Annotated in this window: 21 protein-coding genes and 1 tRNA gene; 15 read left to right on the forward strand and 7 right to left on the reverse strand. The window is 66.9% G+C overall.

What is annotated here, in order from left to right:
* The first annotated feature begins 126 nt into the window (after positions 1–126).
* The 3 genes from kdgD to gudD all read left to right on the forward strand — a co-directional run bounded on the left by kdgD (position 127) and on the right by gudD (position 3509).
* Positions 127–1038, forward strand: coding sequence for a 5-dehydro-4-deoxyglucarate dehydratase (gene kdgD, locus AC07OD_RS02260; RefSeq protein WP_218295311.1), 912 nt, complete (start codon positions 127–129; stop codon positions 1036–1038).
* A gap of 91 nt (positions 1039–1129) precedes the next feature.
* Positions 1130–2107, forward strand: a complete 978-nt coding sequence (locus AC07OD_RS02265; RefSeq protein WP_494594894.1) for a Bug family tripartite tricarboxylate transporter substrate binding protein — start codon at positions 1130–1132, stop codon at positions 2105–2107.
* Positions 2108–2156: 49 nt separating this feature from the next.
* On the forward strand, positions 2157–3509 hold the full coding sequence (gudD, locus tag AC07OD_RS02270; protein WP_494594896.1) for a glucarate dehydratase: 1353 nt from the start codon (positions 2157–2159) through the stop codon (positions 3507–3509).
* Positions 3510–3542: 33 nt separating this feature from the next.
* Here gudD and AC07OD_RS02275 read toward each other — a convergent pair whose 3' ends face one another.
* Both AC07OD_RS02275 and ompR read right to left on the reverse strand, forming a co-directional pair.
* Positions 3543–5081: an ATP-binding protein gene (locus AC07OD_RS02275; RefSeq protein ID WP_218294227.1), complete on the reverse strand. Its 1539-nt coding sequence runs from the start codon at positions 5079–5081 to the stop codon at positions 3543–3545.
* Positions 5082–5099: 18 nt separating this feature from the next.
* Positions 5100–5831, reverse strand: coding sequence for an osmolarity response regulator transcription factor OmpR (gene ompR / locus AC07OD_RS02280; RefSeq protein ID WP_010460834.1), 732 nt, complete (start codon positions 5829–5831; stop codon positions 5100–5102).
* Positions 5832–6048: 217 nt separating this feature from the next.
* Between ompR and AC07OD_RS02285 the strand changes: the two genes are divergently transcribed.
* Positions 6049–6765 (forward strand): SIMPL domain-containing protein, encoded by a 717-nt coding sequence (locus tag AC07OD_RS02285; protein WP_218340854.1) that lies wholly within the window; start codon positions 6049–6051, stop codon positions 6763–6765.
* Positions 6766–6919: 154 nt separating this feature from the next.
* Here AC07OD_RS02285 and AC07OD_RS02290 read toward each other — a convergent pair whose 3' ends face one another.
* The gene (locus tag AC07OD_RS02290; protein WP_218294229.1) at positions 6920–7702 is read right to left on the reverse strand and encodes a 3-hydroxybutyrate dehydrogenase; all 783 of its coding nucleotides are present in this window, start codon (positions 7700–7702) and stop codon (positions 6920–6922) included.
* A 228-nt stretch (positions 7703–7930) separates the two neighbouring features.
* Between AC07OD_RS02290 and AC07OD_RS02295 the strand changes: the two genes are divergently transcribed.
* The 4 genes from AC07OD_RS02295 (at position 7931) to AC07OD_RS02310 (ending at position 11905) form a co-directional block, all read left to right on the forward strand.
* The gene (locus AC07OD_RS02295) at positions 7931–8890 is read left to right on the forward strand and encodes an alpha/beta fold hydrolase (protein ID WP_494594899.1); all 960 of its coding nucleotides are present in this window, start codon (positions 7931–7933) and stop codon (positions 8888–8890) included.
* Positions 8887–11097, forward strand: coding sequence for a RelA/SpoT family protein (locus tag AC07OD_RS02300; protein ID WP_218294231.1), 2211 nt, complete (start codon positions 8887–8889; stop codon positions 11095–11097). Before AC07OD_RS02295 ends, AC07OD_RS02300 begins: the two co-directional genes overlap by 4 nt.
* Before the next feature lie 112 nt (positions 11098–11209).
* Positions 11210–11286, forward strand: a tRNA-Val gene (locus AC07OD_RS02305).
* Positions 11287–11752: 466 nt separating this feature from the next.
* Positions 11753–11905 carry a hypothetical protein gene (locus AC07OD_RS02310; RefSeq protein ID WP_218294232.1) on the forward strand — a complete coding sequence of 51 codons (153 nt, stop codon included), beginning with the start codon at positions 11753–11755 and terminating at the stop codon, positions 11903–11905.
* An 838-nt stretch (positions 11906–12743) separates the two neighbouring features.
* Here AC07OD_RS02310 and AC07OD_RS02315 read toward each other — a convergent pair.
* Complete coding sequence (locus AC07OD_RS02315; RefSeq protein ID WP_494594901.1) at positions 12744–13832, reverse strand: mechanosensitive ion channel family protein; 1089 nt, start codon at positions 13830–13832, stop codon at positions 12744–12746.
* Positions 13833–14121: 289 nt separating this feature from the next.
* On the opposite strand from AC07OD_RS02315, the gene phaR reads away from it, so the two are divergent.
* Together phaR and rimO are read left to right on the forward strand one after the other, a co-directional pair.
* Positions 14122–14655 (forward strand): polyhydroxyalkanoate synthesis repressor PhaR, encoded by a 534-nt coding sequence (phaR, locus tag AC07OD_RS02320; RefSeq protein ID WP_218294234.1) that lies wholly within the window; start codon positions 14122–14124, stop codon positions 14653–14655.
* 143 nt (positions 14656–14798) lie between these two features.
* Positions 14799–16190, forward strand: coding sequence for a 30S ribosomal protein S12 methylthiotransferase RimO (gene rimO, locus AC07OD_RS02325; protein WP_218294235.1), 1392 nt, complete (start codon positions 14799–14801; stop codon positions 16188–16190).
* A gap of 181 nt (positions 16191–16371) precedes the next feature.
* On the opposite strand, the gene efp is transcribed toward rimO, so the two are convergent.
* The 3 genes from efp to AC07OD_RS02340 all read right to left on the reverse strand — a co-directional run bounded on the left by efp (position 16372) and on the right by AC07OD_RS02340 (position 19138).
* A complete protein-coding gene (gene efp / locus AC07OD_RS02330; RefSeq protein WP_057223504.1) occupies positions 16372–16926 on the reverse strand; it encodes an elongation factor P in 555 nt (184 codons plus the stop codon).
* A 155-nt stretch (positions 16927–17081) separates the two neighbouring features.
* The gene (gene earP / locus AC07OD_RS02335; RefSeq protein WP_494594904.1) at positions 17082–18236 is read right to left on the reverse strand and encodes an elongation factor P maturation arginine rhamnosyltransferase EarP; all 1155 of its coding nucleotides are present in this window, start codon (positions 18234–18236) and stop codon (positions 17082–17084) included.
* Complete coding sequence (locus AC07OD_RS02340) at positions 18233–19138, reverse strand: LysR family transcriptional regulator (RefSeq protein ID WP_494594906.1); 906 nt, start codon at positions 19136–19138, stop codon at positions 18233–18235. Before AC07OD_RS02340 ends, earP begins: the two co-directional genes overlap by 4 nt.
* 132 nt (positions 19139–19270) lie before the next feature.
* Between AC07OD_RS02340 and AC07OD_RS02345 the strand changes: the two genes are divergently transcribed.
* The 5 genes from AC07OD_RS02345 (at position 19271) to uvrC (ending at position 25671) form a co-directional block, all read left to right on the forward strand.
* On the forward strand, positions 19271–20476 hold the full coding sequence (locus tag AC07OD_RS02345; RefSeq protein ID WP_218338935.1) for a CaiB/BaiF CoA transferase family protein: 1206 nt from the start codon (positions 19271–19273) through the stop codon (positions 20474–20476).
* Entirely contained in the window at positions 20473–21453 is a 981-nt protein-coding gene (locus AC07OD_RS02350) for a hydroxymethylglutaryl-CoA lyase (RefSeq protein ID WP_494594908.1), read from the forward strand. Before AC07OD_RS02345 ends, AC07OD_RS02350 begins: the two co-directional genes overlap by 4 nt.
* A 52-nt stretch (positions 21454–21505) precedes the next feature.
* Positions 21506–22486: a Bug family tripartite tricarboxylate transporter substrate binding protein gene (locus AC07OD_RS02355; protein WP_218338933.1), complete on the forward strand. Its 981-nt coding sequence runs from the start codon at positions 21506–21508 to the stop codon at positions 22484–22486.
* An 82-nt stretch (positions 22487–22568) separates the two neighbouring features.
* Positions 22569–23549, forward strand: coding sequence for a Bug family tripartite tricarboxylate transporter substrate binding protein (locus AC07OD_RS02360; RefSeq protein ID WP_218294241.1), 981 nt, complete (start codon positions 22569–22571; stop codon positions 23547–23549).
* Between the two features lie 112 nt (positions 23550–23661).
* A complete protein-coding gene (gene uvrC / locus AC07OD_RS02365; RefSeq protein WP_494594911.1) occupies positions 23662–25671 on the forward strand; it encodes an excinuclease ABC subunit UvrC in 2010 nt (669 codons plus the stop codon).
* The last annotated feature ends 45 nt before the right edge of the window (positions 25672–25716 follow it).

Genomic DNA, 25716 nt, shown 5'->3' on the forward strand with positions numbered 1-25716 from the left:
GGTCGGTCTGAAAGGCGGCTCGCCCCCTTGAACACTGCTTGATACCGCTGAAGGCAGGGTGCTGCAAGCCACTTGTACGACCTGTTGATACGCCCTGACCACCCACCAGACCTGATACCACCATCCATGACCCCGCAAGACCTCAAATCCATCATGGGCTCCGGCCTGCTGTCCTTCCCCATCACGGACTTCGACGAGCAGGGTGAATTCCGCCCCAGGACCTACATCGAGCGCCTGGAGTGGCTGGCCCCCTACGGCGCCAGCGCCTTGTTCGCCGCCGGCGGCACGGGCGAGTATTTCTCGCTCTCGGGCCCCGAGTACGGCCAGGTCATCAAGACCGCCGTGGACACCTGCCGCGGCAAGGTGCCGATCATTGCCGGCGCCGGCGGCCCCACCCGCACCGCCATCGCCCATGCCCAGGAGGCCGAGCGCCTGGGCGCCCACGGCATCCTGCTGTTGCCCCACTACCTGACCGAAGCCGGCCAGGAGGGCCTGATCGAGCATGTGGCCGCCGTGTGCAACAGCGTGAAGTTCGGCGTCATCGTCTACAACCGCGACCGCACCAAGCTCACCGCCGATTCCCTGGCCATCCTGGCCGACCGCTGCCCCAACCTGATCGGCTTCAAGGACGGCGTGGGCAATATCGAGACCATGTCTTCCATCTTCATGAAGATGGGTGACCGCTTCTCCTACCTGGGCGGCCTGCCCACGGCCGAGGTGTATGCGGCGGCCTACAAGGCGCTGGGCACGCCGGTGTATTCGTCCGCAGTGTTCAACTTCATTCCCAAGACGGCGATGGACTTCTACAAGGCCGTGGCGGCCGACGACACGGCCACGCAGCACAGGCTGCTCAAGGAGTTCTTCATGCCCTACCTGGCCATCCGCAACCGGGTGGAAGGCTATGGCGTGAGCATCATCAAGGCGGGCGCCAGGATCGTGGGCCATGACGGTGGGCCGGTGCGCGCGCCGCTGACGGACTTGAAGCCCAGCGAGATGGAAGAGCTCAAGGCGCTCATCGACAAGCTCGGCCCGCAGTAAGCGCGCCCCCCTGTCCCAGGCCAACCCTTCAACCCAAGGCCCCGCAGAGGGCCGCCGACCACCACCACCACCACCTCAGGAGACATCCCTCATGTTCGTCAAGCAACTGCTGCTCGTCGCCGGCGCCTGCACCCTGGCGTTTTCCGCATCGGCCCAGACAGCCGCCACGCCCTGGCCCGAAAAGCCCGTCACCATCGTTGTGCCGTTTCCGGCGGGCGGCTCCACCGACATGGTGGCGCGCGCCATGGCCCAGCACATGGGCGACAAGCTGGGCCAGAACTTCGTGGTGGACAACCGCCCCGGTGCCACGGGCACGCTGGGTGCGGGTGCCGTCAAACGCGCCGCGCCCGATGGCTACACCTTGCTGGTGTCGTCCCTGGGCGCCTTCGTGGTGGCACCGCACCTGCTCAAGAGCGTGCCTTACGACGCGCTCAAGGATTTCGACTACATCACCGTGCCCGTGCAGGCGCCCAATGTGCTGGTGGCCTCGCCGGCGCAAAAGGCACGGACCGTGAAGGAGGTGATCGCGCAGCTCAAGGCCAACCCCGGCAAGGTGAGCTTCGCGAGTTCGGGCAACGGCTCGTCGGACCACCTCTCGGCCGAGGTCTTCTGGCAGCAAAGCGGCACCGAAGGCCTGCACATTCCCTACAAGGGCGGCGCGCCGGCCATCAACGACCTGCTGGGCGGGCAGGTGGAGTTCTCGTTCCAGAACGTGAACGCGGTGCTGCAGCACATCCGCGGCGGCAAGCTGCATGCGATTGCCGTCACCGGCGACAAGCGCAGCCCCGTGCTGCCCGACGTGCCCACCCTGGCCGAGGCCGGCGTGGCCGGTGCCGAGGTGTACTCGTGGCAGGGCATGGCCGCGCCCAAGGGCCTGCCACCCGCGCTCAAGAAGAAGCTTTCGGATGCCGCCATCGCCGCCATGAACGATCCCGCCGTGAAGAAGCGCATGCTCGACCAGGGTCTGGAGATCGTGGCCAGCACGCCCGAGGCTTTCACCGCCTACCAGGCACGCGAATTCGCGCGCTGGAAGACGGTCATCGAAACCCGAAAAATCACTGCCGATTAAGCCTTGTCGCGGGGCGTCTTTGCGCGCCCATCTTCGTTTCCAGACCACCATGACCACCTCTTACATCCCTTCTGCCACCAGCACCCCCGTCGTCACCGAGCTGCGCGTGGTGCCCGTGGCGGGCCACGACAGCATGCTCATGAACCTGAGCGGCGCGCACGGCCCCTTCTTCACACGCAACCTGATCATCCTGCGCGACAGCGCGGGCAACACTGGGGTGGGCGAGGTGCCCGGCGGCGAGAAGATCCGCCAGACCATCGAGGACGCGCGCCCATTGATCGTGGGCCGGCCCATCGGCCACCACAACGCGGTGCTCAACGCCATGCGCGCCCGGTTCGCCGACCGCGATGCGGGCGGGCGCGGGCTGCAGACCTTCGATTTGCGCATCACCATCCACGCGGTGACGGCGGTGGAGTCGGCCTTCCTGGACCTCCTGGGCCAGCACCTGAACGTGCCCGTGGCCGCGCTGCTGGGCGATGGTGTGCAGCGCGAGTCGGTGCAGATGCTGGGCTACCTGTTCTACGTGGGCGACCGCGCCAAGACCGACCTGGCCTACCGCACCGAGCCCGGTGCCGACAACGACTGGTTCCGCCTGCGCAACGAGAAAGCCATGACGGCCGACGGCATCGTGCGCCTGGCCGAGGCCGCGTACGAACGCTACGGCTTTGCCGACTTCAAGCTCAAGGGCGGCGTGCTGCGCGGCGAGGAAGAGGTCGAGGCCATCCGCGCGCTGCACGAGCGCTTTCCCGAGGCGCGTGTGACGCTGGACCCCAACGGCGGCTGGCTGCTGAAAGATGCGGTCCGCATCACGCGCGACCTGCACGGCGTGATGGCCTATGCCGAAGACCCCTGCGGCGCCGAAGGCGTGTTCTCGGGCCGCGAGGTGATGGCCGAGTTCCGCCGCGCCACCGGCCTGCCCACCGCCACCAACATGGTCGCCACCGACTGGCGCGAAATGGCGCACAGCCTGGCCCTGCAGTCGGTGGACATCCCGCTGGCCGACCCGCACTTCTGGACCATGGCCGGTTCGGTGCGCGTGGCGCAGATGTGCCAGGCCTTCGGCCTGACCTGGGGCTCGCATTCCAACAACCATTTCGACGTCTCGCTGGCCATGTTCACCCACGTGGGCGCCGCCGCACCGGGGCGCGTGACGGCCATCGACACGCACTGGATCTGGCAGGACGGTGAGCGGCTGACGAAGGAGCCTTTCCAGATCAAGGACGGCTTCATCCAGCTGCCCACCAAGCCTGGCCTGGGCGTGGAACTGGACATGGAGGAGGTGGAGCGCGCCCACCGCCTGTACCTGCAGCATGGCCTGGGCGCGCGCGACGATGCGATCGCCATGCAGTACCTGATCCCCGGCTGGAAGTTCAACAACAAATCGCCCTGCATGTTGCGCTGAACGGGCCTGCGGCCCGGGGAGCGGATGCTTGAGTCAGGCGGTCTTGTCTTCCGCCCGGCGTCTTGGCAGCTGGCGCTTGATGGACGGCCGCTGCAGGCGCTGCTTGGGGTCGGCGCCGTCGGGCAGGTCGGTGGCACGCTGCAACTGCAGGTGGGCCACCAGGCCGCCCGTGCTGGAATTGGCCAGCGCGAAGATGCCGCCCATGCGCTGCACCGTCTTGTCGACGATGGACAGCCCCAGCCCCGCACCGGCGGCGGCCGTGCGGGCGGAATCCCCCCGGAAGAAGGGTTTGGTCAGGTTGGACAGCTGCTCGGGCGGCACGCCCGGGCCATGGTCGCGCAGTTTGACCAGCACCCAGTTCTCCCGGCCTTTCGCGACGATGTCCACGCTGGTGATGCCGGTGTCCTCGGTCTTGCCATAGCGCCGGGCGTTCTCCAGCAGGTTGGAGATCACGCGCGCCAGTTCCACTTCATCAGCCAGCACGTTCAGGTCTTCGGGCACCGACATGGTGATCTGGAGTTCGCGGTGGTCCTGCACGGCGTACACGCAGGATGAGACCACCGCATGCAGGTTGACGGGTGTCAGCGTCACGTGGTCAGGCCGCGCGTAGTCGAGGAACTTGTCGATGGTGGCGTCGAGCTGCACGATGTCGGCCACCATGTGCTCGCGCGCGACTTCATCGTTCACGCTCATCTCGGTTTCGAGCCGCAGGCGCGCCAGCGGCGTGCGCAGGTCGTGCGAGATGCCGGCCAGCATCACGGCGCGGTCCTGCTCCAGCTTGGCGAGCTTCTGCGCCATGCGGTTGAAGCCGATGTTCACCTCGCGGATTTCACTGGTCACCACCTCTTCGTCGAGATGGCTGGCCGCGAAATCGCCGTCCTTGACGCGGTTGGCGGCGTAGGAAAGCTGCTTGAGCGGCCGATTGATCAGCCGTGCAATGGCCGCGGCGCCCGCCAGTGACAGCGCCCCCGCCGTGATCAGCCAGATCAGCCAGGTGCGGCCACCCGCCGGGCTGAAGCGCGAGCGGTCCATCAGCAGCCAGTTGGGGTCGCCGTTGATGTTGAAGCCGACCCACAGGCCTGTTTCTCCATTCACGTTTTGCGCCACGATGGTGTCGGGGCCCAGGCGCTGGGTGAGCTCGTCGGTCAGGCGGTTGCCCAGGGCCGTGCCCTCCAGCAGTTCGAATTTGTCGCGCGGCTCGCGCGGCAGGATGCGCACGCCTTCCTGATCGGCCATGGTCTTGATGAGCGACACGCGGGCGATGGCATCGGAGTGCACGAGCGCGGCGCGGCTCAGGTTCACCAGCGAAGCGATCTGCTGCGCGGTGTGCAGCGTGCGCGGTTCAAACTCCAGCGCTCTCAGTGTCTGCAGCCATGCCAGGATGCTGCCCACCAGGAGCAGCGCCAGCAGGAAGAAGGTGCGCCAGAAGAGATTGAGGCCCACGCGCGCCCGTTGCTCCCGAGCCTGTCTCAGGGACTCGAGGGGGGCGGGGCTGGTGGCGTCGGAAGGAGCGGTCACGGACTGCCGGAACGATGGTGATCTCGACCTCGGATGGCCGTCGGATTTGCGCATACAAGAAAGAAGGAAGGGTCAGCTCGTTCCGTCCGGCACGAAAACGTAGCCCACGCCCCACACGGTCTGGATGTAGCGCGGCGCGGCGGCGTCCACTTCCACCAGCTTGCGCAGGCGCGAGACCTGCACGTCCAGGCTGCGGTCGAAGGGCTCGAACTCGCGGCCGCGTGCCAGCAAGGCCAGCTTTTCGCGCGACAGCGGCTGGCGCGGGTGGCGTACCAGGGCCTTGAGCATGGCGAACTCGCCCGTGGTCAGGGGCAGCTCTTCGCCATTGCGCTGCAGTGCGCGGGTGCCCAGGTCGAAGGTAAAGGGGCCGAAGGTCACGACCTCGTTGTCGCCCGAAGGCGCACCGGGGGCTTCCTGCGCGGGGCGGCGGCGCAGCACGGCGTGGATGCGCGCGAGCAGTTCGCGGGGGTTGAACGGTTTGCCCAGGTAGTCGTCGGCGCCCACTTCCAGGCCCACGATGCGGTCCACGTCCTCGCCCTTGGCGGTGAGCATGATGATGGGCGTGCGGTCATTGGCCGCACGCAGGCGGCGGCAGATGGACAGGCCGTCCTCGCCCGGCATCATCAGGTCGAGCACGATGATGTCCACGGTCTCGCGCAACAGCAGGCGGTTGAGTGCCTTGCCGTCTTCGGCGACCATGACTTCAAAGCCTTCCTGGGTGAGGTAGCGGCGCAGCAGATCACGGATTCGTGCATCGTCATCCACCACCAGAACTTTGTCGGTGCGATTGGTTGTTGTGGCCATCTTGATCCCAAGTCCAATTTGTAACAGAGCCGATTCTGACCACTTGGAACGCCGAAGTTCGGGTTTTGGCCTTGGGTTTGACCAACTGTTACAAGTTTTGCCCAGCTTCGCACAGTGCGCGGCGGGGCTTCATCATGGACGGGATGCCACGCGGTTATCGTGGTGCCCCGCGCTGCCCAACGAAGGGCGGCGCTTTGATGCCAAGGATGTTTCCGCCATGAAGATGACTACCAAAATGATAGCTGCAGGCGCTTTTCTGGCTTGCGCTGGAGCCGCATTTGCTCAGAATGCACCTGCAGCAGAGCCGCGCAATGTGGTGCAGCTGTCAGCCACGGGCACGGTCGAAGTGCAGCAGGATCTGCTGGTGCTCAGCCTCGCCACCAGCAAGGAGGCCGCGGATGCCGCCACCGTGCAGGCGCAGCTCAAGCAGGCGCTCGACACGGCGCTGGCCGAAGCCAAGCGCAATGCCCAGCCCGGCCAGCTGGATGTGCGCACGGGCCCGTTCGGCCTTTTCCCGCGCTACAACAAGGACGGCAAGATCAATGGCTGGCAGGGCCGCGCGGAACTGGTGCTGGAAGGCCGCGACTTCGCCCGCATCACCACCACGGCGGGCAAGATCCAGACCATGGCCATCCACCAGGTCGCGTTCGGCCTGTCGCGCGAGGCGCGTGCCAAGGTGGAGGATGAAGCCCAGACCCAGGCCATCGAGCAGTTCAAGGCCCGCGCGGCCGAGCTGGCCAAGGGGTTTGGCTTCAGCAACTACAGCCTGCGCGAGGTGGCGGTGAACAGCAATGAGATGGCGCCCGGTCCCCGCCCACGCATGATGGCCGCCGAGGCCAAGATGGGCGGGGCCTATGCGGACTCCGCCGTCCCGGTGGAAGCGGGCAAGGCCCAGGTGGTCGTCAACGTGTCGGGCTCGGTGCAGATGCGTTGAGACCGGCCGGCCCGGCGGCAGCGGCAAGGCTGAAAGTCAAATCCCGCCTGAAAGTGCCGTCTGTTCTGGGCTGAGCAGCGGCACCTGCTGTTGAAAATGGAGCATCTGCCGGGAGCATGTGGCGGCGGCCCCGTGCCCCCGGGGGCCCAGCCCCTTACTGCGCCGCCCAGCCGCCGTCCATGTTCCAGGCCACCCCGCGCACGTTGTTGGCGGCGGGGGAGCAGAAGAACACGGCCAGCTCGCCCAGTTCTTCCGGCGTGGTGAACTGCATGGAGGGCTCCTTTTCGCCCAGCAGCAGCTTCTTGGCGTCCTCGTTGGACAGGCCATGTTCCGCTGCCTTGGCATCCACCTGCTTTTGCACCAGGGGCGTCAGCACCCAGCCGGGGCAGATGGCATTGCAGGTCACGCCGGTGGTGGCGTTTTCCAGCGCGGTCACCTTGGTCAGGCCCACGATGCCGTGCTTGGCCGCCACGTAGGCGGCCTTCTGTGCCGAGCCCACCAGGCCGTGCACCGATGCCACGTTGATGATGCGGCCCCAGTTGGCGCCCTTCATGGCGGGCAGCGCCAGGCGCGAGGTGTGAAAGGCGCTCGTGAGGTTGATGGCGATCACCGCGTCCCAGCGTTCCACGGGGAAGTCTTCCACGTTGGCCACATGCTGTATGCCGGCGTTGTTCACGAGGATGTCCACGCGCCCGAACTGCGCGGTGCTGTACTTCATCATGTCTTCGATGTCGGCCACACGGCTCATGTCGGCGCCGTGGTAGGCCACCTGGACACCTGCGGCCTCGCCAGCGGCCAGCACCTCGGCGCGCGGGCCTTCCACGTCTCCGAAGCCATTGAGCACGATGTTGGCGCCTTGGCGGGCCAGTGCCTTTGCGATTCCAAGACCAATGCCACTGGTCGAGCCGGTGACGAGGGCGGTTTTGCCTTTCAGCATGAGAGTCTCTCCGAATGAATTACGATGAACGCAAGGGAAGGGCGGCACGGATTGCGTGGCACGCGGCCACCCGGATCAGGATGGATGCAGGGCGCAAATCGCAGCGACAGCCACGGCGGTCGGGGATTTGCAGCGCGGCAGACACCCGGGACTGCGGATGGACGCAGTGCGGCGATCCGTGCCGACCTTTCCGGCATTATCAAGCGCTGCCCCTCGATTCCGCTCCCCATGATTGAACCTACGCTGAACTACGTACTGTGCCCTGGCCCCGCGGCCACCGGGGTGTCTTCTGGTAACGCCTCCGTTGCCGAGTCTCGCCACCGCATGGCGTACTGGGAGTGGAATGCCACGGGCAATCCAGCACATCCGCACGTGGTGCTCTGCGTGCACGGCCTCTCGCGCCAGGGGCGGGACTTCGACACCCTCGCGCGCGCGCTGAGCGCGCATGCCCGCGTCATCTGTCCTGATGTGGTCGGGCGGGGCCAGAGCGACTGGCTGGCCGATCCCATGGGCTACCAGATCCCCCAGTACGCGGCCGACATGCTCGCGCTGGTGGCCCAGTTGCAGGCGCAGGGCCCCATCGCCACGCTCGACTGGGTGGGCACCAGCATGGGAGGGCTCATCGGCATGGGCGTCGCTGGGCAGCCAGGGCTGCCGCTGCCCGTGCCCGTGCGGCGCCTGGTGCTCAACGACGTGGGGCCGGTCATCCAGTGGGAAGCCCTGCAGCGCATCGGGCTCTATCTGGGACAGCTGGCACGGTTCGAGTCGCTGCAGCAGGCGGCGGATGCCATGTGGGCCATTTCGACGAGCTTTGGCCCGCACACGCCGCAACAGTGGCTGGAACTTTCGCGTCACATGGTGCGCACGCTGCCGGAGGGCGGCATCACACTGCACTACGACCCTGCCATCGCGGTGCCGTTTCGGGCATTGACGCAGGAGTCCGCCGCGGCGGGGGAGGCCATGCTCTGGCAGCTGTACGACCATATCGCCGCGCGCACGCTGCTGCTGCGCGGTGCGCAATCGGATCTGCTGTCCCGCGAAACCGCGCAGGCCATGGCGCAGCGAGGCCCCCGTGCGCGCTTGGTGGAGTTCGAAGGCGTGGGGCATGCGCCCACGCTGGTGGCGGCCGACCAGGTCGCTGCGGTCACCGGTTTCCTGCTGGCGGCGGAAGGTGCTTTGGCCGGATGAAAACATACCCTCCCGCACAGGCGTCCCTCGCCCCCCAGGCCGAGGTTCTCCCCCAGCTCATTGCAGCCACTGCGCACACGCTGCCCGAGCAGGTCAACGCGCTGGCCCGCGCCCGTGCCTTTGCCGAGCCCCTGATGGCGGGCGAGACCCTGGACTCGGGCGAAAACACGCTGGCCCATGCCGATGCCGTGGCCGCCATCCTCAAGGGAATTGGCGGCTCCGAGGCCATGCAGGCGGCCAGCTACCTGGTGCACGCATGCATTCACCTCAACAAGCCCGAAGAGGTCATTGCCAAGGCCTTTGGCGAGAACTTCGCGGCGCTTGCGGTGGAGACCACCAAGCTCATGCGCGTGCAGCAGCAGGCCCGCGCCGCCGAGCACCTGGACGACCCCGCCATCCAGACGGAGAACGTGCGCAAGATGCTGCTCGCGTTCTCGCGCGACCTGCGCGTGGTGATGCTGCGCCTGGCCTCGCGCCTGCAGACGCTGCGCTTTCATGCGTCCGCCAAGCGCCCCGTGTCGCCCAGCTTGGCTCGCGAATCGCTGCAGGTATTCGCGCCGTTGGCCAATCGCCTGGGCATCTGGCAGGTCAAGTGGGAGCTGGAGGACCTGTCCTTTCGTTTCCTGGAGCCCGACACCTACAAGGAAGTGGCGCGCCTGCTCGACGAAAAACGCGGCGAGCGCGAGGTGTACATGGAGCAGCTGCGCGCGCGGCTCGAGGCTGACCTGCGCGCGCGCAGCATCAGCGCCAGCGTGCAGGGGCGCCCCAAGCACATCTACAGCATCGTCAAGAAGATGCGCGGCAAGTCGCTCAACTTCGACCAGGTGTTCGACATCCGTGCGCTGCGGGTTGTCGTGCCCACGGTGAAGGATTGCTACGCCGCCCTGAGCTGGGTGCACGAGCAGTTCAAGCCCATCGTGGAGGAGTTTGACGACTACATCGCCAAGCCCAAGCCCAACGGCTACCAGTCGCTGCACACCATCGTGCGCGACGACCACGGCAAGCCCATCGAAATCCAGATCCGAACCCAGGCCATGCATGACCATGCCGAACACGGCGTGGCCGCCCATTGGGCCTACAAGGAGGCGGGGAGCAAGGGCTATGCGGGGGTTTCTGCCTCGGGCGAATACGACGCCAAGATCGCGGTGCTGCGCCAGCTGCTGGCATGGGAGCGCGACCTGTCGGGTGCTGTACCCAATCGGGGGCTGTTCGAGGACCGCATCTACGTGCTGACGCCCGATGCCGCCGTGGTGGAGTTGCCGCAGGGCGCCACGCCCGTGGACTTCGCATATGCCGTGCACACCAGCCTCGGGCACCGCTGCCGGGGGGCCCGGGTGGACGGCGCCATGGTGCCACTCAACACCCCGCTGCAAAACGGGCAGACCGTGGAGATATCGACTGTCAAGGAGGGCCGCCCTTCGCGCGACTGGCTCAATGCCGAACTGGGCTACCTCACCAGCCATCGCGCCAAGGCCAAGGTGCGTGCCTGGTTCAACGCCCAGGCGACACACGAAACCGTGGCGCGGGGCCGCGAGGCGGTCGAGAAGCTGCTGCAGCGCGAGGGCAAGACCGCCGTCAAGCTGGACGACCTTGCGGTGCAGCTGGGTTTCAAGTCCGCCGACGCCTTGTTTGAAGTGGTGGGCAAGGACGAGTTCTCGCTGCGCAACATCGAAACGGTGCTGCGACCGCCCGAGCCTGTGATGCAGCCGGATGACTACCTGCTGCTCAAGAAGGCCCGCACGAATGCCGCTCCGAAGGGCGGCGTACTGGTCGTCGGCATCGACTCGCTGATGACCCAGCTGGCCAAGTGCTGCAAGCCGGCACCGCCCGATTTGATTCGCGGCTTCGTGACGCGCGGCAAGGGGGTCAGCGTGCACCGGGCCGATTGCAGCAACTTTCGCGAGATGGCCGCGCGCAGCATCGAGCGTGTCATCGAGGTGGAATGGGGCGCGCCAAAGTCAGCGGCGGTTGCAGCCGTGTATCCCGTGGATGTAGCCGTGGAAGCCGCCGACCGCCAGGGCCTGTTGCGCGACATCTCTGAAGTCTTTGCCCGGGAAAAAACCAATGTGATCGGCGTACAGACCCAGTCGGTGAAAGGCACTGCGTGGATGACCTTCACGGTGGAGGTCGCCGATTCAGGCCGCCTCAACAAGGTCCTCGGCATCGTGGCCAGCGTGCCGGGCGTGCGCTCGGCACGCCGCCGCTGAGCGGCTTGCAGGACAGGCATGCAAAGGGCGCCAGTGAGTTCCATGCGAAGTGTTGCCTGGTTTTTTGCAAGCCCCTCATTTTTATGGCTATAATCGTGGTCTAAACAACGACAGGCGCGTAGCTCAGCTGGTTAGAGCACCACCTTGACATGGTGGGGGTCGTTGGTTCGAGTCCAATCGCGCCTACCAAGTTTCCTTCTGAAGTGAACCAGGCTTCGGGTTTTCGGGATTCTTGAGGACCCTGTTTTTTGGGTTCCTGATCAAATTAAGCCGCCCCCACTGGGCGGCTTTTTTGTTTCTGCGCCACGTCCAGCTTTGCCCTGTCTGTCCTGGCCCCAGGCCGTTGACCCATTCCGCATGGCGGTTGAAAGGCAACTGGGCAATCCCGCGGCCTGTCTGTGGGGCGACGGGTGAGTGGCTCGGCCCGCGCCACAATCACTCGTGATCGCATATGTGCAATGCTCCACAGGCGCTTGCCACGGAGGCATCCATATAAGAAGGGTGATTGATGTCGTGGCTCATGGTGCCTTGTGGCGAGATTTGGAGCCTGGCGCACACCCATCGGCGGGTGGCTGCACGCAGATTGGCGTTTGTCTGACACGGCGAGATGTTTCGCCGCGTTAACTTGGGGGCTCCAGAGAGAAGGGTCACCACCATGAACACACCAGCCAATTCTTCCCGCATGCAACACGTTCTCGTGGATACGGATCCAGAACTGGGCATGTACGACACCCGCGTCTTCTGGCTTGCCGCAGTGGTTGCCACGGTGGCGGTGCTGGCGGTGGCGTATTTCAAGATGGGCTATTGAATCGTTCCATGCGCCGTCGCCTGGGCCGCCGTTCCCGTCTGCTGTCAACCGCATCGCCAAGCGTGGTGCTTCATCGCGCTGGTGCTATCTCTTGAGTGCAAGCGGCACCGCTGGGCTTGATTTTTGACGTATCCCTGTATGCCAGCCTGCACGGCGCATGACATGGCTGGCACTTTGCACCCACCAAAGGCCGCGCGGCCCATCTCTGCCGCAGCACTTCGCGACCCTGATCGCGCCGCCCTCCTGAGCGGCAAGAAAGTTCATCCCCATCCCCTTCGAAGCACCGGCGCCACGCGGTGCGGGCCGACCTGAGCTGCTTTCGCCGAAGCCGCCCGCTAGCTAGAAGTGGGGCGGCGGGTCTTGCACCGGGGGTGTGCCTGGCTGCGCTGGCGGATCGACCTGGGGTGGCTCGGGCGTCCAGGGGGGCGGGGTGTCCACGGGAGGGAAGGGGGGTACGGGGGAGGGGGCGGGTACGTGGGTGTGAAGCATCGCGGTCTTTCCTTTCGAGTGGACCTGGGCAATGGCCTCACGTTATCGCCTTCCCGTGGCGCTTTGTGCCAGCCAACACGCCGACCCGGCCTCAGCCTCGTGCGATAGGCCCGGGCAGGGGCCGTTACGTCTCGACAGGCAAGTTGCTTGCGTTGTCAGCGCGTAACGCCGATAGGGGCCTACGATGCTTCTGTCAGGCTCTCTCCCTGACACCTCCCCTCCTCTTGCTTTTTTTCATGCGAGAGTTCGGCCCGCCTGGTGCGGGCTTTTTTTTGCCTGGACTGGGGGCCGCCCCACGCGCGCCGCGCGCCTGCCCCTGGGGTGCAACGCCTGCCACTGCGGGCAGGCGTCAGCCCATGCCCGGAGCGGGTGAGGCGGCACCTGCGTGCACCAGGGGGCTGCCTTGCCCGTGCAGGCGCACCTGTGGGAGGCAGTCGGGATGCTCGCGCTGGATGAAGGTCACCAGTGCCTCGCGCACGCGGCACCGCAGGTCGAAGGCCAGGCCCGAAGAGCGCGCGGAAACCAGGACGCGTATCTGGAGGGTGCGCTCGGTCACGTCGGTCAACTGAAGAATGCCGACGCGCCGGTCCCATTCGGGGGCCGCCTCCAGCACGCGCTGCAATTCGGCGCGCAGGGGATCGAGCGGCAGGCGGTAGTCGGCGAAGAGGAACACGGTGCCCAGAATCTCCGAGCTGGTGCGCGTCCAGTTCTGGAACGGGTGTTCGATGAACCACTGCAGCGGAATGATCAGGCGCCGCTCGTCCCAGATGCGCAACACCACATAGGTGCCGGTGATCTCTTCCACGCGGCCCCATTCGCCCTCGATGATGAGCACGTCGTCGATGCGAAGCGGCTGGGCCAGCGCGATCTGCAGGCCCGCGATCATGTTGCTGAACACCGGGCGCGCTGCGATGCCGGCGACGATGCCCACCACGCCGGCCGATGCCAGCAGGCTGGCGCCCACCTGCCGCGCCCCTGGAAAGGTCATGAGCATGAGGGCCACGCCGGCCATCACCACGCCGGTCATCGCGGTGCGAGACAACACGCGTGCCTGCGTGGCGATGCGCCGCGCCGTGAGGTTGTCCTCCACGTCCGCGGGATGCTGCGCGATGACGCCATTGGCAAGTCCGCCAATGGCCGCGATCAGCAGCCAGCACGCTCCGCCGATCACCAGCAGGCCGTTGAGATGCCGCACGCTGCCGATGTACCTCAAGTCGTCGCTGGCCGCCTGCCAGACGAGCTGGAGCGCGATCAGCGGCAGCAGAACCCGCATGACGGGAATGCAGGCGATGACCACCGCGCGCACCACCGGAACCGGGGCCGTGGCACGGCGCAGCACCACCGCGGCGATGCGGTGGGCCATGGCGGCGACGGCCACGGCCAGGAGGGCGGCGAGGGCGGTGGCAGACCAGGGAGACAGGTGAAGTCCTTCGGGCATGGCAGGGCAGGGTGGGGCGAGGCGGCGAACGGCAGGTGGGCGGGAACAGCGACTCTCGCATCGGCACCGGGCGCTGTCTGTCGGACGGGGCGCCGCGCCTGTCCGCCGTGCGTGCGCGTGGGCCCCGCCGTGGGTTGGTCGGCAGGCGGGCACACAACCCGTTGCAGGCGCCCCTGCGGCAGCCGTGGACAAGTTGCCATCAGGGTATTCCTTTGCAATTGCCGGGGCTCTCCCTCCCTAGAATGTGTTGCACTGCAATACATGGGTTTCCGAGCCCGAGGAGTTCGTTGTGTCCGAACAGAAAAGTGCCGCGTCCAAATCGGCCCAGCGCGTGATCAAGAAGTACCCCAACCGTCGTCTGTACGACACGGATACCTCCACCTACATCACGCTGGCGGAAGTGCGCCATCTGGTGATGGACCACCAGAGCGTGGTGGTGCGCGACGCCAAGACGGGCGAGGACCTCACGCGCAGCATCCTGCTGCAGATCATCCTGGAGGAGGAGGCCGGCGGCGCCCCCATGTTCACCGAGGCCGTGCTGGCCAACATCATCCGTTTCTATGGCCATGCCATGCAGGGCTTCATGGGGGCCTACCTGGAGAAGAACGTCCAGGCTTTCACCGACATCCAGGCCAAGCTGGCCGAGCAGTCGCAAAGCGTGACCCCGGAGATGTGGGCGCAGTTCATGAGCCTGCAGTCGCCCATGCTCAAGGGCATGATGGGCAACTACGTGGAGCAGTCGCAGTCCATGCTCACGCAGATGCAGGAGCAGATGCAAAAGCAGACGGAGCAGATGCTGGGCGCCTTCGGCATCAAAAGATAGCCCCCTGAGTCACTGGCGACGCGGATTCCACGGCGTCCGCTGGCCCCGGGCGCGCCGGTTTCATGGGCCGCCGGGCACGGCAAGCGTTCGGGAAATGGGCAATCCCACCCTGTTGCACGCCGGAACTGGGACAATACGGGGATATGAGCGAAGTACTGTCCCCCACGAAAACACCCAAAGTCGGTTTTGTGAGCCTTGGCTGCCCCAAGGCCCTCACGGATTCCGAACTGATCCTCACGCAGCTGAGCGCCGAGGGTTACGAAACCTCCAAGACCTTCCACGGGGCTGACCTCGTCATCGTCAACACCTGCGGCTTCATCGACGATGCCGTGAAGGAAAGCCTGGACACGATTGGCGAGGCCTTGGCCGAGAACGGCCGGGTGATCGTCACCGGCTGCCTGGGCGCGCGCGCGGGCGAGGATGGCGGCAACATGGTGCGCCAGATGCACCCCAGCGTGCTGGCCGTGACCGGCCCGCACGCCACGCAGGAGGTGATGGACGCTGTCCACCTGAACCTGCCCAAGCCGCACGACCCCTTCATCGACCTGGTGCCCGGCAACTTCGGCATCGCGGGCATCAAGCTCACGCCCAAGCACTACGCCTACCTCAAGATCAGCGAGGGCTGCAACCACCGCTGCACCTTCTGCATCATCCCCTCGATGCGCGGCGACCTGGTGTCGCGCCCCATCGGCGACGTGCTGAGCGAGGCCAAGGCCCTGTTCGAAGGCGGCGTGAAGGAGCTCTTGGTGATCAGCCAGGACACGTCTGCCTACGGCGTGGACGTGAAGTACCGCACCGGCTTCTGGGACGGCAAGCCCGTCAAGACCCGCATGCTGGAGCTGGTGCAGACCCTGGGCGAGATCGCCGAGCCCTACGGCGCCTGGGTGCGGCTGCACTATGTGTATCCCTACCCGAGCGTGGACGAGGTGCTGCCGCTCATGGCCACGGGCAAGGTGCTGCCGTACCTGGACGTGCCGCTGCAGCACAGCCACCCCGATGTCCTGAAGCGCATGAAGCGCCCGGCCAGCGGCGAGCGCAACCTGGAGCGCATCCAGCGCTGGCGCGAGGTGTGCCCGGAGCTGGTCATCCGCAGCACCTTCATCGCCGGCTTCCCCGGTGAGACGGAAGAAGAGTTCGCGCACCTGCTGGACTTCGTGCGCGAGGCGCAGATCGACCGCGCGGGCTGCTTTGCCTACAGCGACGTGAACGGCGCTGCCGCCAACGAACTGCCCGGCATGCTGCCCATGGAAGTGCGCGAGGAACGCCGCGCCCGCTTCATGGCCGTGGCCGAAGAGGTCTCCATCGCCCGCCTGCAGCGCCGTGTGGGCGCCACCATGCAGGTGCTGGTCGACTCCGCCCCGGGCCTGGGCCGCAAGGGCGGCGTGGGCCGCACCTACGCCGATGCGCCCGAGATCGACGGCACGGTGCAGCTGCTGCCGCCCGAGAAGATCAGCAAGACCATGAAGGTGGGCGAGTTCACCAGGGCGCGCATCGTGGGCGTGCGCGGGCACGACCTGGTGGCGCAGCCTATCTGAATGGGTGATTGAAAAAAGTGAGCTGCCAGCGCTGGTGTGTAGAGGGTTTCAAGGTGTTTTCTCCTGGAAACCTATAGGCAGCAAGCGGCGGCAGCTCATTTTTTTTGATAGAGCCGTGGGGCAGGACCCCATGAAAAAAGGCTTCCCGAGGGAAGCCTTTTTGCTGGGTGCCACACGATGTTTACACGCGCTTGCGGTATTCGCCGGTGCGGGTGTCGATTTCGATCTTGTCGCCTTGCGAGACGAACAGGGGCACGGGCACTTCGAAGCCGGTGGCGATCTTGGCGGGCTTGAGCACCTTGCCGGACGTGTCGCCCTTGACGGCGGGCTCGGTCCAGGTGATTTCGCGCTCGACGCTGGTGGGCAGTTCGACCGAGATGGCCTTGCCGTCGTAGAAAACCACTTCCAGGGACATGCCGTCTTCCAGGTAGTTCAGTGCGTCGCCCATGTTTTCGGCTTCGACTTCGTACTGGTTGAACTCGGTGTCCATGCAGACATACATGGGGTCGGCGAAGTAGGAGTAGGTGCACTCCTTCTTGTCCAGGATCACGTTGTCGATCTTGTCGTCGGCCTTGAACACGTTTTCGGTGCCGAAGTTGCCGATCAGGCTCTTGAGTTTCATGCGCACGGTGGCGGCACCGCGGCCGCCGCGGGCGTATTCGGTCTTCAGGACCACCATGGGGTCCTTGCCGTGCATGATGACGTTGCCGGCGCGGATTTCTTGAGCGATTTTCATAGCAAGTTGCTTGGGTTGGGGCCGCTCAACGCGCGGGCCGGCAAATTCGCTGGGTGGACCAGCTGGTTTTGCCCTGCCGATGCATGTTCCGCGGCGGGAATGCGCCAGGGCTGGACACCGGTGTGCCGCCCCTGTTTTGCGCAAAGCCCTGGATTTTACCGTTTTTCGGCGACAAAGCCCAAAAGCTGTGCGACGAGATTGTCCTGCGTCAGCAGCCGTGCACGGGCCGCCTGGATGCACGCGGTCCATTCCGCCAGGGCGGCGTCATCGGGCCACTGCAGCGCAGCCTGGTCCAGTCCGTTCCAGGTGGCATGAAACCGCCGCAGCGAAGGCGGCGCCTGCAGCCAGTCCAGGAACGCTCGCAGCTTGTCGTGGTGCGCGTTGTCATGCTGGGGATAGATCTGCCAGACCAGCGCCTGCCCGGCCCAGAGTGCGCGCACCAGCGAGTCCTCGCCCCGCACGGCGTTGAAGTCGCAGGCCCACAGCATCTCGTCGAAGGCGGGCTGGGGCCGGTGGGGCAGGTATGAAATGCAGAGCTGCTCGCGCTTGTCGGACAAGGGCTGGCGGCCAATTTGGCTCGTCGTCTTGGCGCTGTCTTCCGCCAGCGCTGCCCGCACGGCGGCGGTGGGGCGACCGGGTGTGACGAGCAACTGCGTGGGCTGTGCCTGGCTGTGGCGCAGCAGCTCAGGCAGGGCGGCGGGTTCGTAGCAGAACAGCGAAACCCAGCGCTGCTCTGGGCCGCCATGGCCCAGGCCGAACGCCGACGCGTGCCGTGCACGCCAGGCGCTGCGGTCAAACGCCACGTGCCGTGCCATCAGGCCGGGCTCGCGCAGCAGCCCGCCCGTGCCGGGGGTGAAGCCGGGATAGAAGAACCAGCGTGTCCAGCCGGCAGCGGGGCCGGACGAGAGGAGCGAGGAGAGCCTGTGATGGCGCTCCACATAGCTTTCAGCCGACAGGTATTCCAGATTGATCCAGACCGGTTTTGGGTGCTTTGGGCTCATGGCGCTTGCCTGGCAAGCGCTGTAAGCTATGAATTCAGGAGCAATATCGCAACCGAACGCTTCCACCATCACATCGGGCGGCGGCTCGCCGGGGCCGGGCGGTGGCGAGCCCCAGGCGCGCAGCTCCACGCCGGGGCAGCCTGTGGGAGCCATCCATTGCAGGGCCGAGGCGTCGTCCACCCACAGCCGAACGCGGTGGCCCAGGCCGGCCAGCTGCGCCACCAGGCGCCAGCACACGCCAATGTCGCCAAAGTTGTCGATCACGCGGCAGAACACGTCCCACTGCAGGGGGGCGGAAGACTGGGTCATGGGGCGGGGGTGGATGGCGGGGGGCTGCGCAGGTGATCGACCAGCAGCCGGGCGACGCTGGAGAGCGCCTCTTCCGAGCGCACGCACAGCGCCAGCCGCCGGTGTGCCCAGGGCTCGTTCAGCGTGAGGGTGCGCACGGCCAGCTTGCCCTGGTACAGCGCGGCGCTGCCGCGCGGCATCACGCCCACGCCCAGGCCGGCGTTGACCATGAGGCACAGCGCGTCGTAGCTGGTCACCTGGATGCGCAGGCGCAGGGGCAACCCCGCCGCGGAGGCCGCCCGGGCCAACTGGTTGTTGATGGCGCTGTTGGGGTGGGCACCTACGAAGTCGAACGGGAGGGCATCGGCCAGCCGCACCGCCTTGCGGCGCGCCAGCGCGTGGCCGGTGGGAACCACCAGCACCAGTTCGTCGGTGCGGTAGGGCAGCAGCGTCACGCGCTCGCCGTAGTGGCCTTCGTTGAGGATGCCCACGTCGGCCGAGTTCTCGGCCACGGAATGGGCGATGGCACTGCTGATCTGCTCCTGCAGGCGCACATCCACCTGCGGGTGCAGCGCCATGAAGCTCTGCAGCTCGGCCGGCAGGAACTGCGTGATGGCCGAGATGTTGGCCACCACGCGCACATGGCCGCGCACGCCCGTGCCGTAGTCATGCATCTGCGTGGCAATGCCGTCCAGGTCGTTGAGCACGCCCCGTGCCATGTTCAGCAGCGCGAACGCGGCGGCGGTGGGCTCGGTGCCCTTGTTGCTGCGGGTGAACAGCTCCACGCGCAGGGCCGCCTCCAGGTCGGCCAGGCGGCGGCTCACGGCCGAGGCGGCCAGGTGCTCGCGCGCGGCGGCGGCGGCGATGGTGTTTTCTTCCATCACGGCCACGAACAGGCGCAGGGAGACGGGGTCGAGTTTCATGGACCGTGGATGGTACCCCGCCATGCTGGTTTGCGATGGCAGCTTCGTGCTTGAGCGATTTACGGCGCCGCGCGTGCTGCGCATGATTCGCGCACACCGGCCCGGAGCGAGGCCGCAGGAGACTGTATTTCCATGGATTCCGTTGCTTCCCCCGCCGCGCTGCAAGGCGTGCGCGTCATCGAAATGGGCCAGCTGATCGCCGGGCCCTTCTGCGGCAAGACGCTGGGCGAGTTCGGCGCCGACGTGATCAAGATCGAGGCCCCCGAGACAGGCGACCCCCTGCGCAACTGGCGCCTCATCAAGGAGGGCACCTCCGTCTGGTGGCAAGTGCAGTCGCGCAACAAGCGCTCGGTGGCACTCGACCTGCGCCAGAAGGAAGGCCAGGACATCGCCCGCCAGCTCATCGCCGAGGCGGACGTGCTCGTCGAGAACTTCCGCCCCGGCACGCTCGAAGGCTGGGGCATGTCGCCCCAGGAGCTGCACGCGCTCAACCCCGGCCTGGTCATGCTGCGCATTTCGGGCTACGGCCAGACGGGGCCGTACCGCGACCTGCCGGGCTTTGGTGCCATTGGCGAGGCCATGGGCGGCCTGCGCCACCTCACGGGCGAGCCCGGCCGCGTGCCGGTGCGCGTGGGCGTGTCGATCGGCGACACGCTGGCGGCGCTGCACGGCACCATCGGCGTGCTCACGGCGCTGTACCACCGCAAGGTCAACGGCGGCCAGGGCCAGGTGATCGACGTGGCGCTGCACGAGGCGGTGTTCAACGTGATGGAAAGCCTGATCCCCGAATACAGCGCCTTCGGTGCCGTGCGCGAGGCCGCGGGCAGTGCGCTGCCGGGCATCGCGCCGTCCAATGCCTACCCCTGTACCGACGGCTGGGTGCTGGTGGCGGGCAATGGCGATAGCATCTTCAAGCGCCTGATGGACGCGATTGGCCGGCCCGACCTGGGCGCCGCGCCCGACCTGGTCAACAACACCGGCCGCGTGGCCCGCGTGGAAGAAATCGACGCCGCCATCGGCGCCTGGAGCGCGCAGCGCACGGTGCAGCAGGTGCTGGACGCCCTGGGCGCTGCCCGCGTGCCCGCCGGCAAGGTCTACACCGCCAAGGACATTGCGCAAGACCCGCACTACCGCGCCCGCGACATGCTGCTCACGCAACAGACGCGCGACGGCTACACCGTGGAAGTGCCGGGCATCGTGCCCAAGCTCTCGGCCACGCCGGGCAGCATCCGCAGCAGCGCGCCCCACCTGGGCGACGACACGAATGCGGTGCTGGCAGAGGCAGGCCTCACGGCCGAACAGATCGCGCTGCTGCGCAGCAAGGGGGTGATTCAATGAGCGCATCCAATACCGTGTGGCAGGGCGCGAACCAGCGCATCCACATGCAGGAGGTCGGCCTGCGCGACGGCTTGCAGATGGAAAAAGCCTTCGTGCCCACGGCCGACAAGATCGCACTGTGCAATGCGCTGTCGGCAGCGGGCCTGGCCAAGATCGAGGTGACCTCGTTCACCTCGCCCACGGCCATTCCTGCGCTGAAAGACGCCGAGATCGTGATGCGCGAGATCACGCGCCGCCCGGGCACGGTCTACACCGCACTGGTGCCCAACCTGCGCGGGGCCGAGCGCGCCATCGAGTCGCGCACGGACGAGCTGAATCTCGTCATGTCGGTGAGTACCACGCACAACCTGGCTAACCTGCGCATGACGCAGGAACAGTCGTTCGCGGCGTTGGCGCAGGTGGTGTCCCTGGCGCAGGGCGCCAACGTGGCGGTGAATGTGTCGCTGTCCTGTGTGTTTGGCTGCCCCATGGAGGGTGATGTGGCCCAGGCCGATGTGTTCGGCTGGGTGCAGCGTTTTGTGGATCGGGGCGTGCGTGGCATCACGCTGTGCGACACCACGGGCATGGCCTACCCCACGCAGGTGCACCAGCTCACCGCGGCCGCCCGCGCGCGCTGGCCGGGGGTGGAGTTCACCCTGCATTTCCACAACACGCGCGGCATGGGGCTGGCCAATGTGCTGGCGGCCATTGACGCAGGCGCAGACCGGTTCGATGCCTCGCTGGGCGGCCTGGGCGGCTGCCCCTATGCGCCGGGCGCCAGCGGCAATGTGTGCAGCGAAGAGATCGTTCATGCACTGGCGCTGATGGGTTATGACACCGGGGTGGATCTGGCGCAACTCGTGGCGGTGGCGCGGCAACTGCCTGCGTTCATCGATCACGACATTCCCAGCCAGATCGCCAAGGCGGGTCCGCGCCTGGCGCTGCACCCGGTGCCTGCCGATTTCGAGGCGATCCGCGAAAGGGCGCTTGCCCGCTGAACACGGGTGAGCCCGCATTCATATACATAAATAACACCAGGAGACAAACGCCATGACATTTCACACCCCGCTGTCCCGCCGCATCTTTACCGCCGCCGTGCTGTGCTCCGCCGCCTTGGCCGCGGGCGCGCAGGACAAGTACCCCTCCAAGCCCATCACCGTGGTGGTGCCCCAGGCGGCGGGCGGCGCCAACGACGCCATTGCGCGCGTGGTGGCGCAAAAGCTCGGCGAGCAACTGGGCCAGAGCGTGATCGTGGACAACCGCCCCGGCGCGGGCGGCACGCTGGCCACGGGCGCCACGGCCCGTGCGCGCAACGATGGCTATACCTTGCTGCTCACGGCCGACAGCGCCCATGTGATCGGCCCCGCGCTGTACAAGAACCCGGGGTTCGATCCCGTCAAGGACTTCGCGCCCGTGGCGCCCGTGGCCACGGCGGGCTATGTGTTGGTGGCACACCCATCCTTCCCCGCCAGCACGGTGGCTGAAATGGTCGCATTGGCCAAGGCCAGCCCCGGCAAATATTCGATCGCCTCGGCCGGCAATGGCACGCTGAACCACCTGATCGGCGAGATGCTGCAAAAGGCCGCCGGCATCCAGCTGCAGCACATTCCCTACAAGGGCTCGGCGGCGGCGGCCACCGACGTGGTGGGCGGGCAGGTGCCGCTGTCGGTGCAAAGCCTGCCGTCGGCCATCGCGTTCATCAAGGCGGGCAAGCTCAAGGTGCTGGGCGTGGTCAACGAAAAACGCGTGGCGGCCTTGCCGGATGCGCCCACCATTGGCGAAACCCTCAAGGGCTTTGGCCAGGCGCCCTGGTACGCGCTGTTTGCCCCGGCCGGCACGCCCGCGCCCATCGTGGCGCTGCTGCAGGCCGAGGTGGCCCGCGCGCTGGAGCACAAGGACGTGGTGGACAAGCTGGCCACCGTGGGCTGCGAGCCCTTCAAGGGCACGGCGGCGCAGCTGGCCGCGCTGGTGCAATCCGATCTGCCCAAGTGGAGCCGTGTCGTCAAGGACACGGGGGCGACGGTCGATTGAGGGGCGGCCGCCGCCCCTTTCGGCTTTTCACTTTTTTGGGGGTCAAACCCTTCGCAACAACGACAACGGAGACATCGCGTTCATGAACACAACCCGCAAACAATTCACCATCCTGGCCCTCGCGGCCCTGGGCACCTGCTGTGTTGGCAGCGTGGGGGCGCAGGGCGCTTACCCGTCCAGGAACGTGACCCTGGTGGTGCCCACCGCCGCCGGCGGCACCACGGACCTGTCGGCCCGCATGCTGGCGCAGGCGCTGGCGCCCGTGCTCGGCCAGTCGGTGGTGGTGGACAACAAGGGCGGCGGCAACGGCAACATCGCGGCATCCGCCGTGAAGCGCGCCGAGGCCGACGGCTACACGCTGCTGATGCAGTACTCCGGCTACCACGTGATCTCGCCCCACATCACCAGGCAAAAGCAGTGGGAGCAAGGCGACTTCCAACCCGTGGCCAACGTGATCTCGGCCCCGCAGATCATCGTGGTGCGCAACGACCTGCCCGTGAAGACGCTGGCCGAGCTCATCGCCTACGCCAAGGCCAACCCGGGCAAGCTCAACTACGCCTCGTCGGGCAATGGTTCGCTGCAGCATGTGACCGGCGCCATGCTGGAGCAGCAGGGCGGCGTGAAGATGGTGCACGTGCCCTACAAGGGCACGGGCCCCGCGCTGCAGGACCTGCTGGGCGGCCAGGTGGACCTGACTTTCGGCACCGCGCCCCCGTTCATGCCCCACATCGCCAGCGGCAAGCTGCGCGTGCTGGCCGTGACCGGCAAGCAGCGCCTGCCCAGCCTGCCCGACGTGCCCACCACCGCCGAGGCGGGCTACCCCAAGGTCGATGCCACCTCGTGGTTCGCGGTGTTCGCCCCGGCCGCCGTGCCCAAGGCCGTGGTGGACAAGCTCACGGCCGACATCCGCACCGTGGTGCAGAACCCGGCCTTCCAGCAGAAGGCCCAGGAGCAGGGCGCCACGGCCGACTACCAGTCGCCCCCGCAGCTGGGCGAGAAGGTCAAGGCCGACCTGGCCAACTGGGCCTCGGTGGTGAAGACCTCGAAGATCGAAGCGGAATAAGGATCAAATTGGTCTTCGGCGCTTGATTGACAAGCGCAAGTAGCTATCATTTGTGTAGCATTTCGGGGGGAGGTGGCTGTGCGCTGTCCTGCGCGCAGCCACAATATGCGGCATGTCTGATGTGCATTCCGAAGAACTGCTGGCGCAGGTGGCTGCGCTGCCCGCGCTGCCCGGTGTCTACCGCTATTTCGACGCCCAGGGCGCGCTGCTGTATGTGGGCAAGGCGCGCCACCTCAAGCGCCGCGTATCGAGCTACTTCACCAAGAACCATGGCGGCACGCGCATCGGCCACATGGTCGGCAAGATCGTGCGCATGGAGACCACGGTGGTGCGCTCCGAGGCCGAGGCGCTGCTGCTCGAAAACAACCTGATCAAGACGCTGAACCCCAAGTTCAACATCCTGTTCCGCGACGACAAGAGCTACCCCTATCTCAAGATCACCGGCACGCCGGGGGCTGCCGGGGCGGGCCGCGGGGATTCGCCCTCGCAGGTTTTTCCGCGCATGGCGTACTACCGGGGCGCCGTGGACAAGAAGCACCGCTACTTCGGCCCGTACCCCAGCGCCTGGGCGGTGAAGGAGTCCATCCAGCTGCTGCAGAAGGTGTTCCGCCTGCGCACCTGCGAGGACACGGTGTTCGCCAACCGCACGCGGCCCTGCCTGCTGTATCAGATCAAGCGCTGCACGGGGCCGTGTGTCAACCTGATATCGCCCGAGGCCTATGCCGCCGACGTTGCGCATGCCGAGGCCCTGCTGCGCGGCGAGACGCAGGAGGTGCTGCAGGCCATGGAGGCGCGCATGATGGCGCACTCCGGCCAGCTTGAGTTCGAGCAGGCCGCAGAGGTGCGCAACCAGATCCAGGCGCTGTCGCGCGTGCTGCACCAGCAGTCCATCGAGACCGCTCATGACAAGGACGTGGACATCCTGGCCGTGCGGGTGTTGGGCGGCCGTGCCTGCGTGAACCTGGCCATGGTGCGTGGCGGGCGGCATCTGGGCGACCGCCCGTACTTCCCCGTGCATGTGGAGGACGCCGTGGCCGTGTTCGAGGAAGAGGGGGGCGAAGGCGCCGACGACGCCACCCCCAACCGCGTCGCCCGCCGCGTGGAGGTGCTGGTGCTCGAGGCCTTCATTGCACAGCACTACATCGGCGTGCCCGTGCCCCCGGTACTCGTGACCAGCGAGCCGGTGGACAAGGCGCTGCTGGAAGCCCTGGGGGACCAGTGCGGCCTGCGCGTGACCGCCGTGCACCAGCCCCGCGAGCAGCGGCGCGCCTGGCTGGACATGGCGCAAAAGAACGCCGACCTGCAGCTGGCGCGCCTGCTGGCGGAAGAGGGCTCGCAGCAGGCGCGCACGCGCGCCCTGGCCGAAGCGCTGGACCTGCCGCCCGAGGACCTGGACCAGCTCACCATCGAGTGCTTCGACATCTCGCACACGGCCGGCGAGTCCACCCAGGCCTCGTGCGTGGTGTTCCACCACCACAAGATGCAGAGCAGCGAATACCGCCGCTACAAGATCGAAGGCATCACCGGAGGCGACGACTACGCCGCCATGCGGCAGGTGCTCACGCGCCGCTACAGCAAGGTGGCCGAAGCCGCGCGCGAGGCGGGGGGCATCGACTTTGCGGCCAACCCGGCGCCAGGGGCCGGCGAGCCCGTTCAGCCCCGGGGCGTGGCCCGCCTGCCCGACCTGGTGCTGATCGACGGCGGCAAGGGCCAGGTGGGCGTGGCGCGCGAGGTGTTCTCCGCGCTGGGGCTGGACCTTACCCGCATCGTGGGCGTGGAAAAGGGCGAAGGACGCAAGGTGGGGCTGGAGGAGCTGGTGTTCGCCGACGGGCGCGAGAAGGTCTACCTGGGCAAGGACTCGGCCGCGCTGATGCTGGTGGCCCAGATCCGCGACGAGGCCCACCGCTTCGCGATCACCGGCATGCGCGCGGCGCGCGCCAAGGTGCGCGTGGGCGGGGGCCAACTGGAGGAGATCGCCGGAGTGGGCCCCAAGAAGCGCGCCCGGCTGCTGCAGCGCTTTGGCGGTGTGCGGGGCGTGGCATCGGCCAGCGTGGAAGACCTGGCCACGGTGGACGGCATTTCGCGCGAGCTTGCCGAGGAAATCTACCGCGCATTGCGCTAGACGCCGTGCTGATCGCGGCGCACCCGGAGTTCCCCGTGCCGCCGT

It is taken from the genome of Acidovorax sp. GW821-FHT10E03 (assembly GCF_059415205.1).

Coding starts and splice junctions, on each gene's coding strand:
- kdgD (WP_218295311.1), top strand. CDS start 127: ATGACCCCGCAAGACCTCAAATCCATCATGGGCTCCGGCCTGCTGTCC.
- gudD (WP_494594896.1), top strand. CDS start 2,157: ATGACCACCTCTTACATCCCTTCTGCCACCAGCACCCCCGTCGTCACC.
- efp (WP_057223504.1), bottom strand. CDS start 16,926: ATGAAAATCGCTCAAGAAATCCGCGCCGGCAACGTCATCATGCACGGC.
- AC07OD_RS02285 (WP_218340854.1), top strand. CDS start 6,049: ATGAAGATGACTACCAAAATGATAGCTGCAGGCGCTTTTCTGGCTTGC.
- AC07OD_RS02275 (WP_218294227.1), bottom strand. CDS start 5,081: ATGCGCAAATCCGACGGCCATCCGAGGTCGAGATCACCATCGTTCCGG.
- AC07OD_RS02290 (WP_218294229.1), bottom strand. CDS start 7,702: ATGCTGAAAGGCAAAACCGCCCTCGTCACCGGCTCGACCAGTGGCATT.
- AC07OD_RS02300 (WP_218294231.1), top strand. CDS start 8,887: ATGAAAACATACCCTCCCGCACAGGCGTCCCTCGCCCCCCAGGCCGAG.
- AC07OD_RS02315 (WP_494594901.1), bottom strand. CDS start 13,832: ATGCCCGAAGGACTTCACCTGTCTCCCTGGTCTGCCACCGCCCTCGCC.
- AC07OD_RS02295 (WP_494594899.1), top strand. CDS start 7,931: ATGATTGAACCTACGCTGAACTACGTACTGTGCCCTGGCCCCGCGGCC.
- earP (WP_494594904.1), bottom strand. CDS start 18,236: ATGACCCAGTCTTCCGCCCCCCTGCAGTGGGACGTGTTCTGCCGCGTG.
- uvrC (WP_494594911.1), top strand. CDS start 23,662: ATGTCTGATGTGCATTCCGAAGAACTGCTGGCGCAGGTGGCTGCGCTG.
- AC07OD_RS02310 (WP_218294232.1), top strand. CDS start 11,753: ATGAACACACCAGCCAATTCTTCCCGCATGCAACACGTTCTCGTGGAT.
- rimO (WP_218294235.1), top strand. CDS start 14,799: ATGAGCGAAGTACTGTCCCCCACGAAAACACCCAAAGTCGGTTTTGTG.
- ompR (WP_010460834.1), bottom strand. CDS start 5,831: ATGGCCACAACAACCAATCGCACCGACAAAGTTCTGGTGGTGGATGAC.
- AC07OD_RS02360 (WP_218294241.1), top strand. CDS start 22,569: ATGAACACAACCCGCAAACAATTCACCATCCTGGCCCTCGCGGCCCTG.
- AC07OD_RS02355 (WP_218338933.1), top strand. CDS start 21,506: ATGACATTTCACACCCCGCTGTCCCGCCGCATCTTTACCGCCGCCGTG.
- AC07OD_RS02350 (WP_494594908.1), top strand. CDS start 20,473: ATGAGCGCATCCAATACCGTGTGGCAGGGCGCGAACCAGCGCATCCAC.
- AC07OD_RS02345 (WP_218338935.1), top strand. CDS start 19,271: ATGGATTCCGTTGCTTCCCCCGCCGCGCTGCAAGGCGTGCGCGTCATC.
- AC07OD_RS02265 (WP_494594894.1), top strand. CDS start 1,130: ATGTTCGTCAAGCAACTGCTGCTCGTCGCCGGCGCCTGCACCCTGGCG.
- AC07OD_RS02340 (WP_494594906.1), bottom strand. CDS start 19,138: ATGAAACTCGACCCCGTCTCCCTGCGCCTGTTCGTGGCCGTGATGGAA.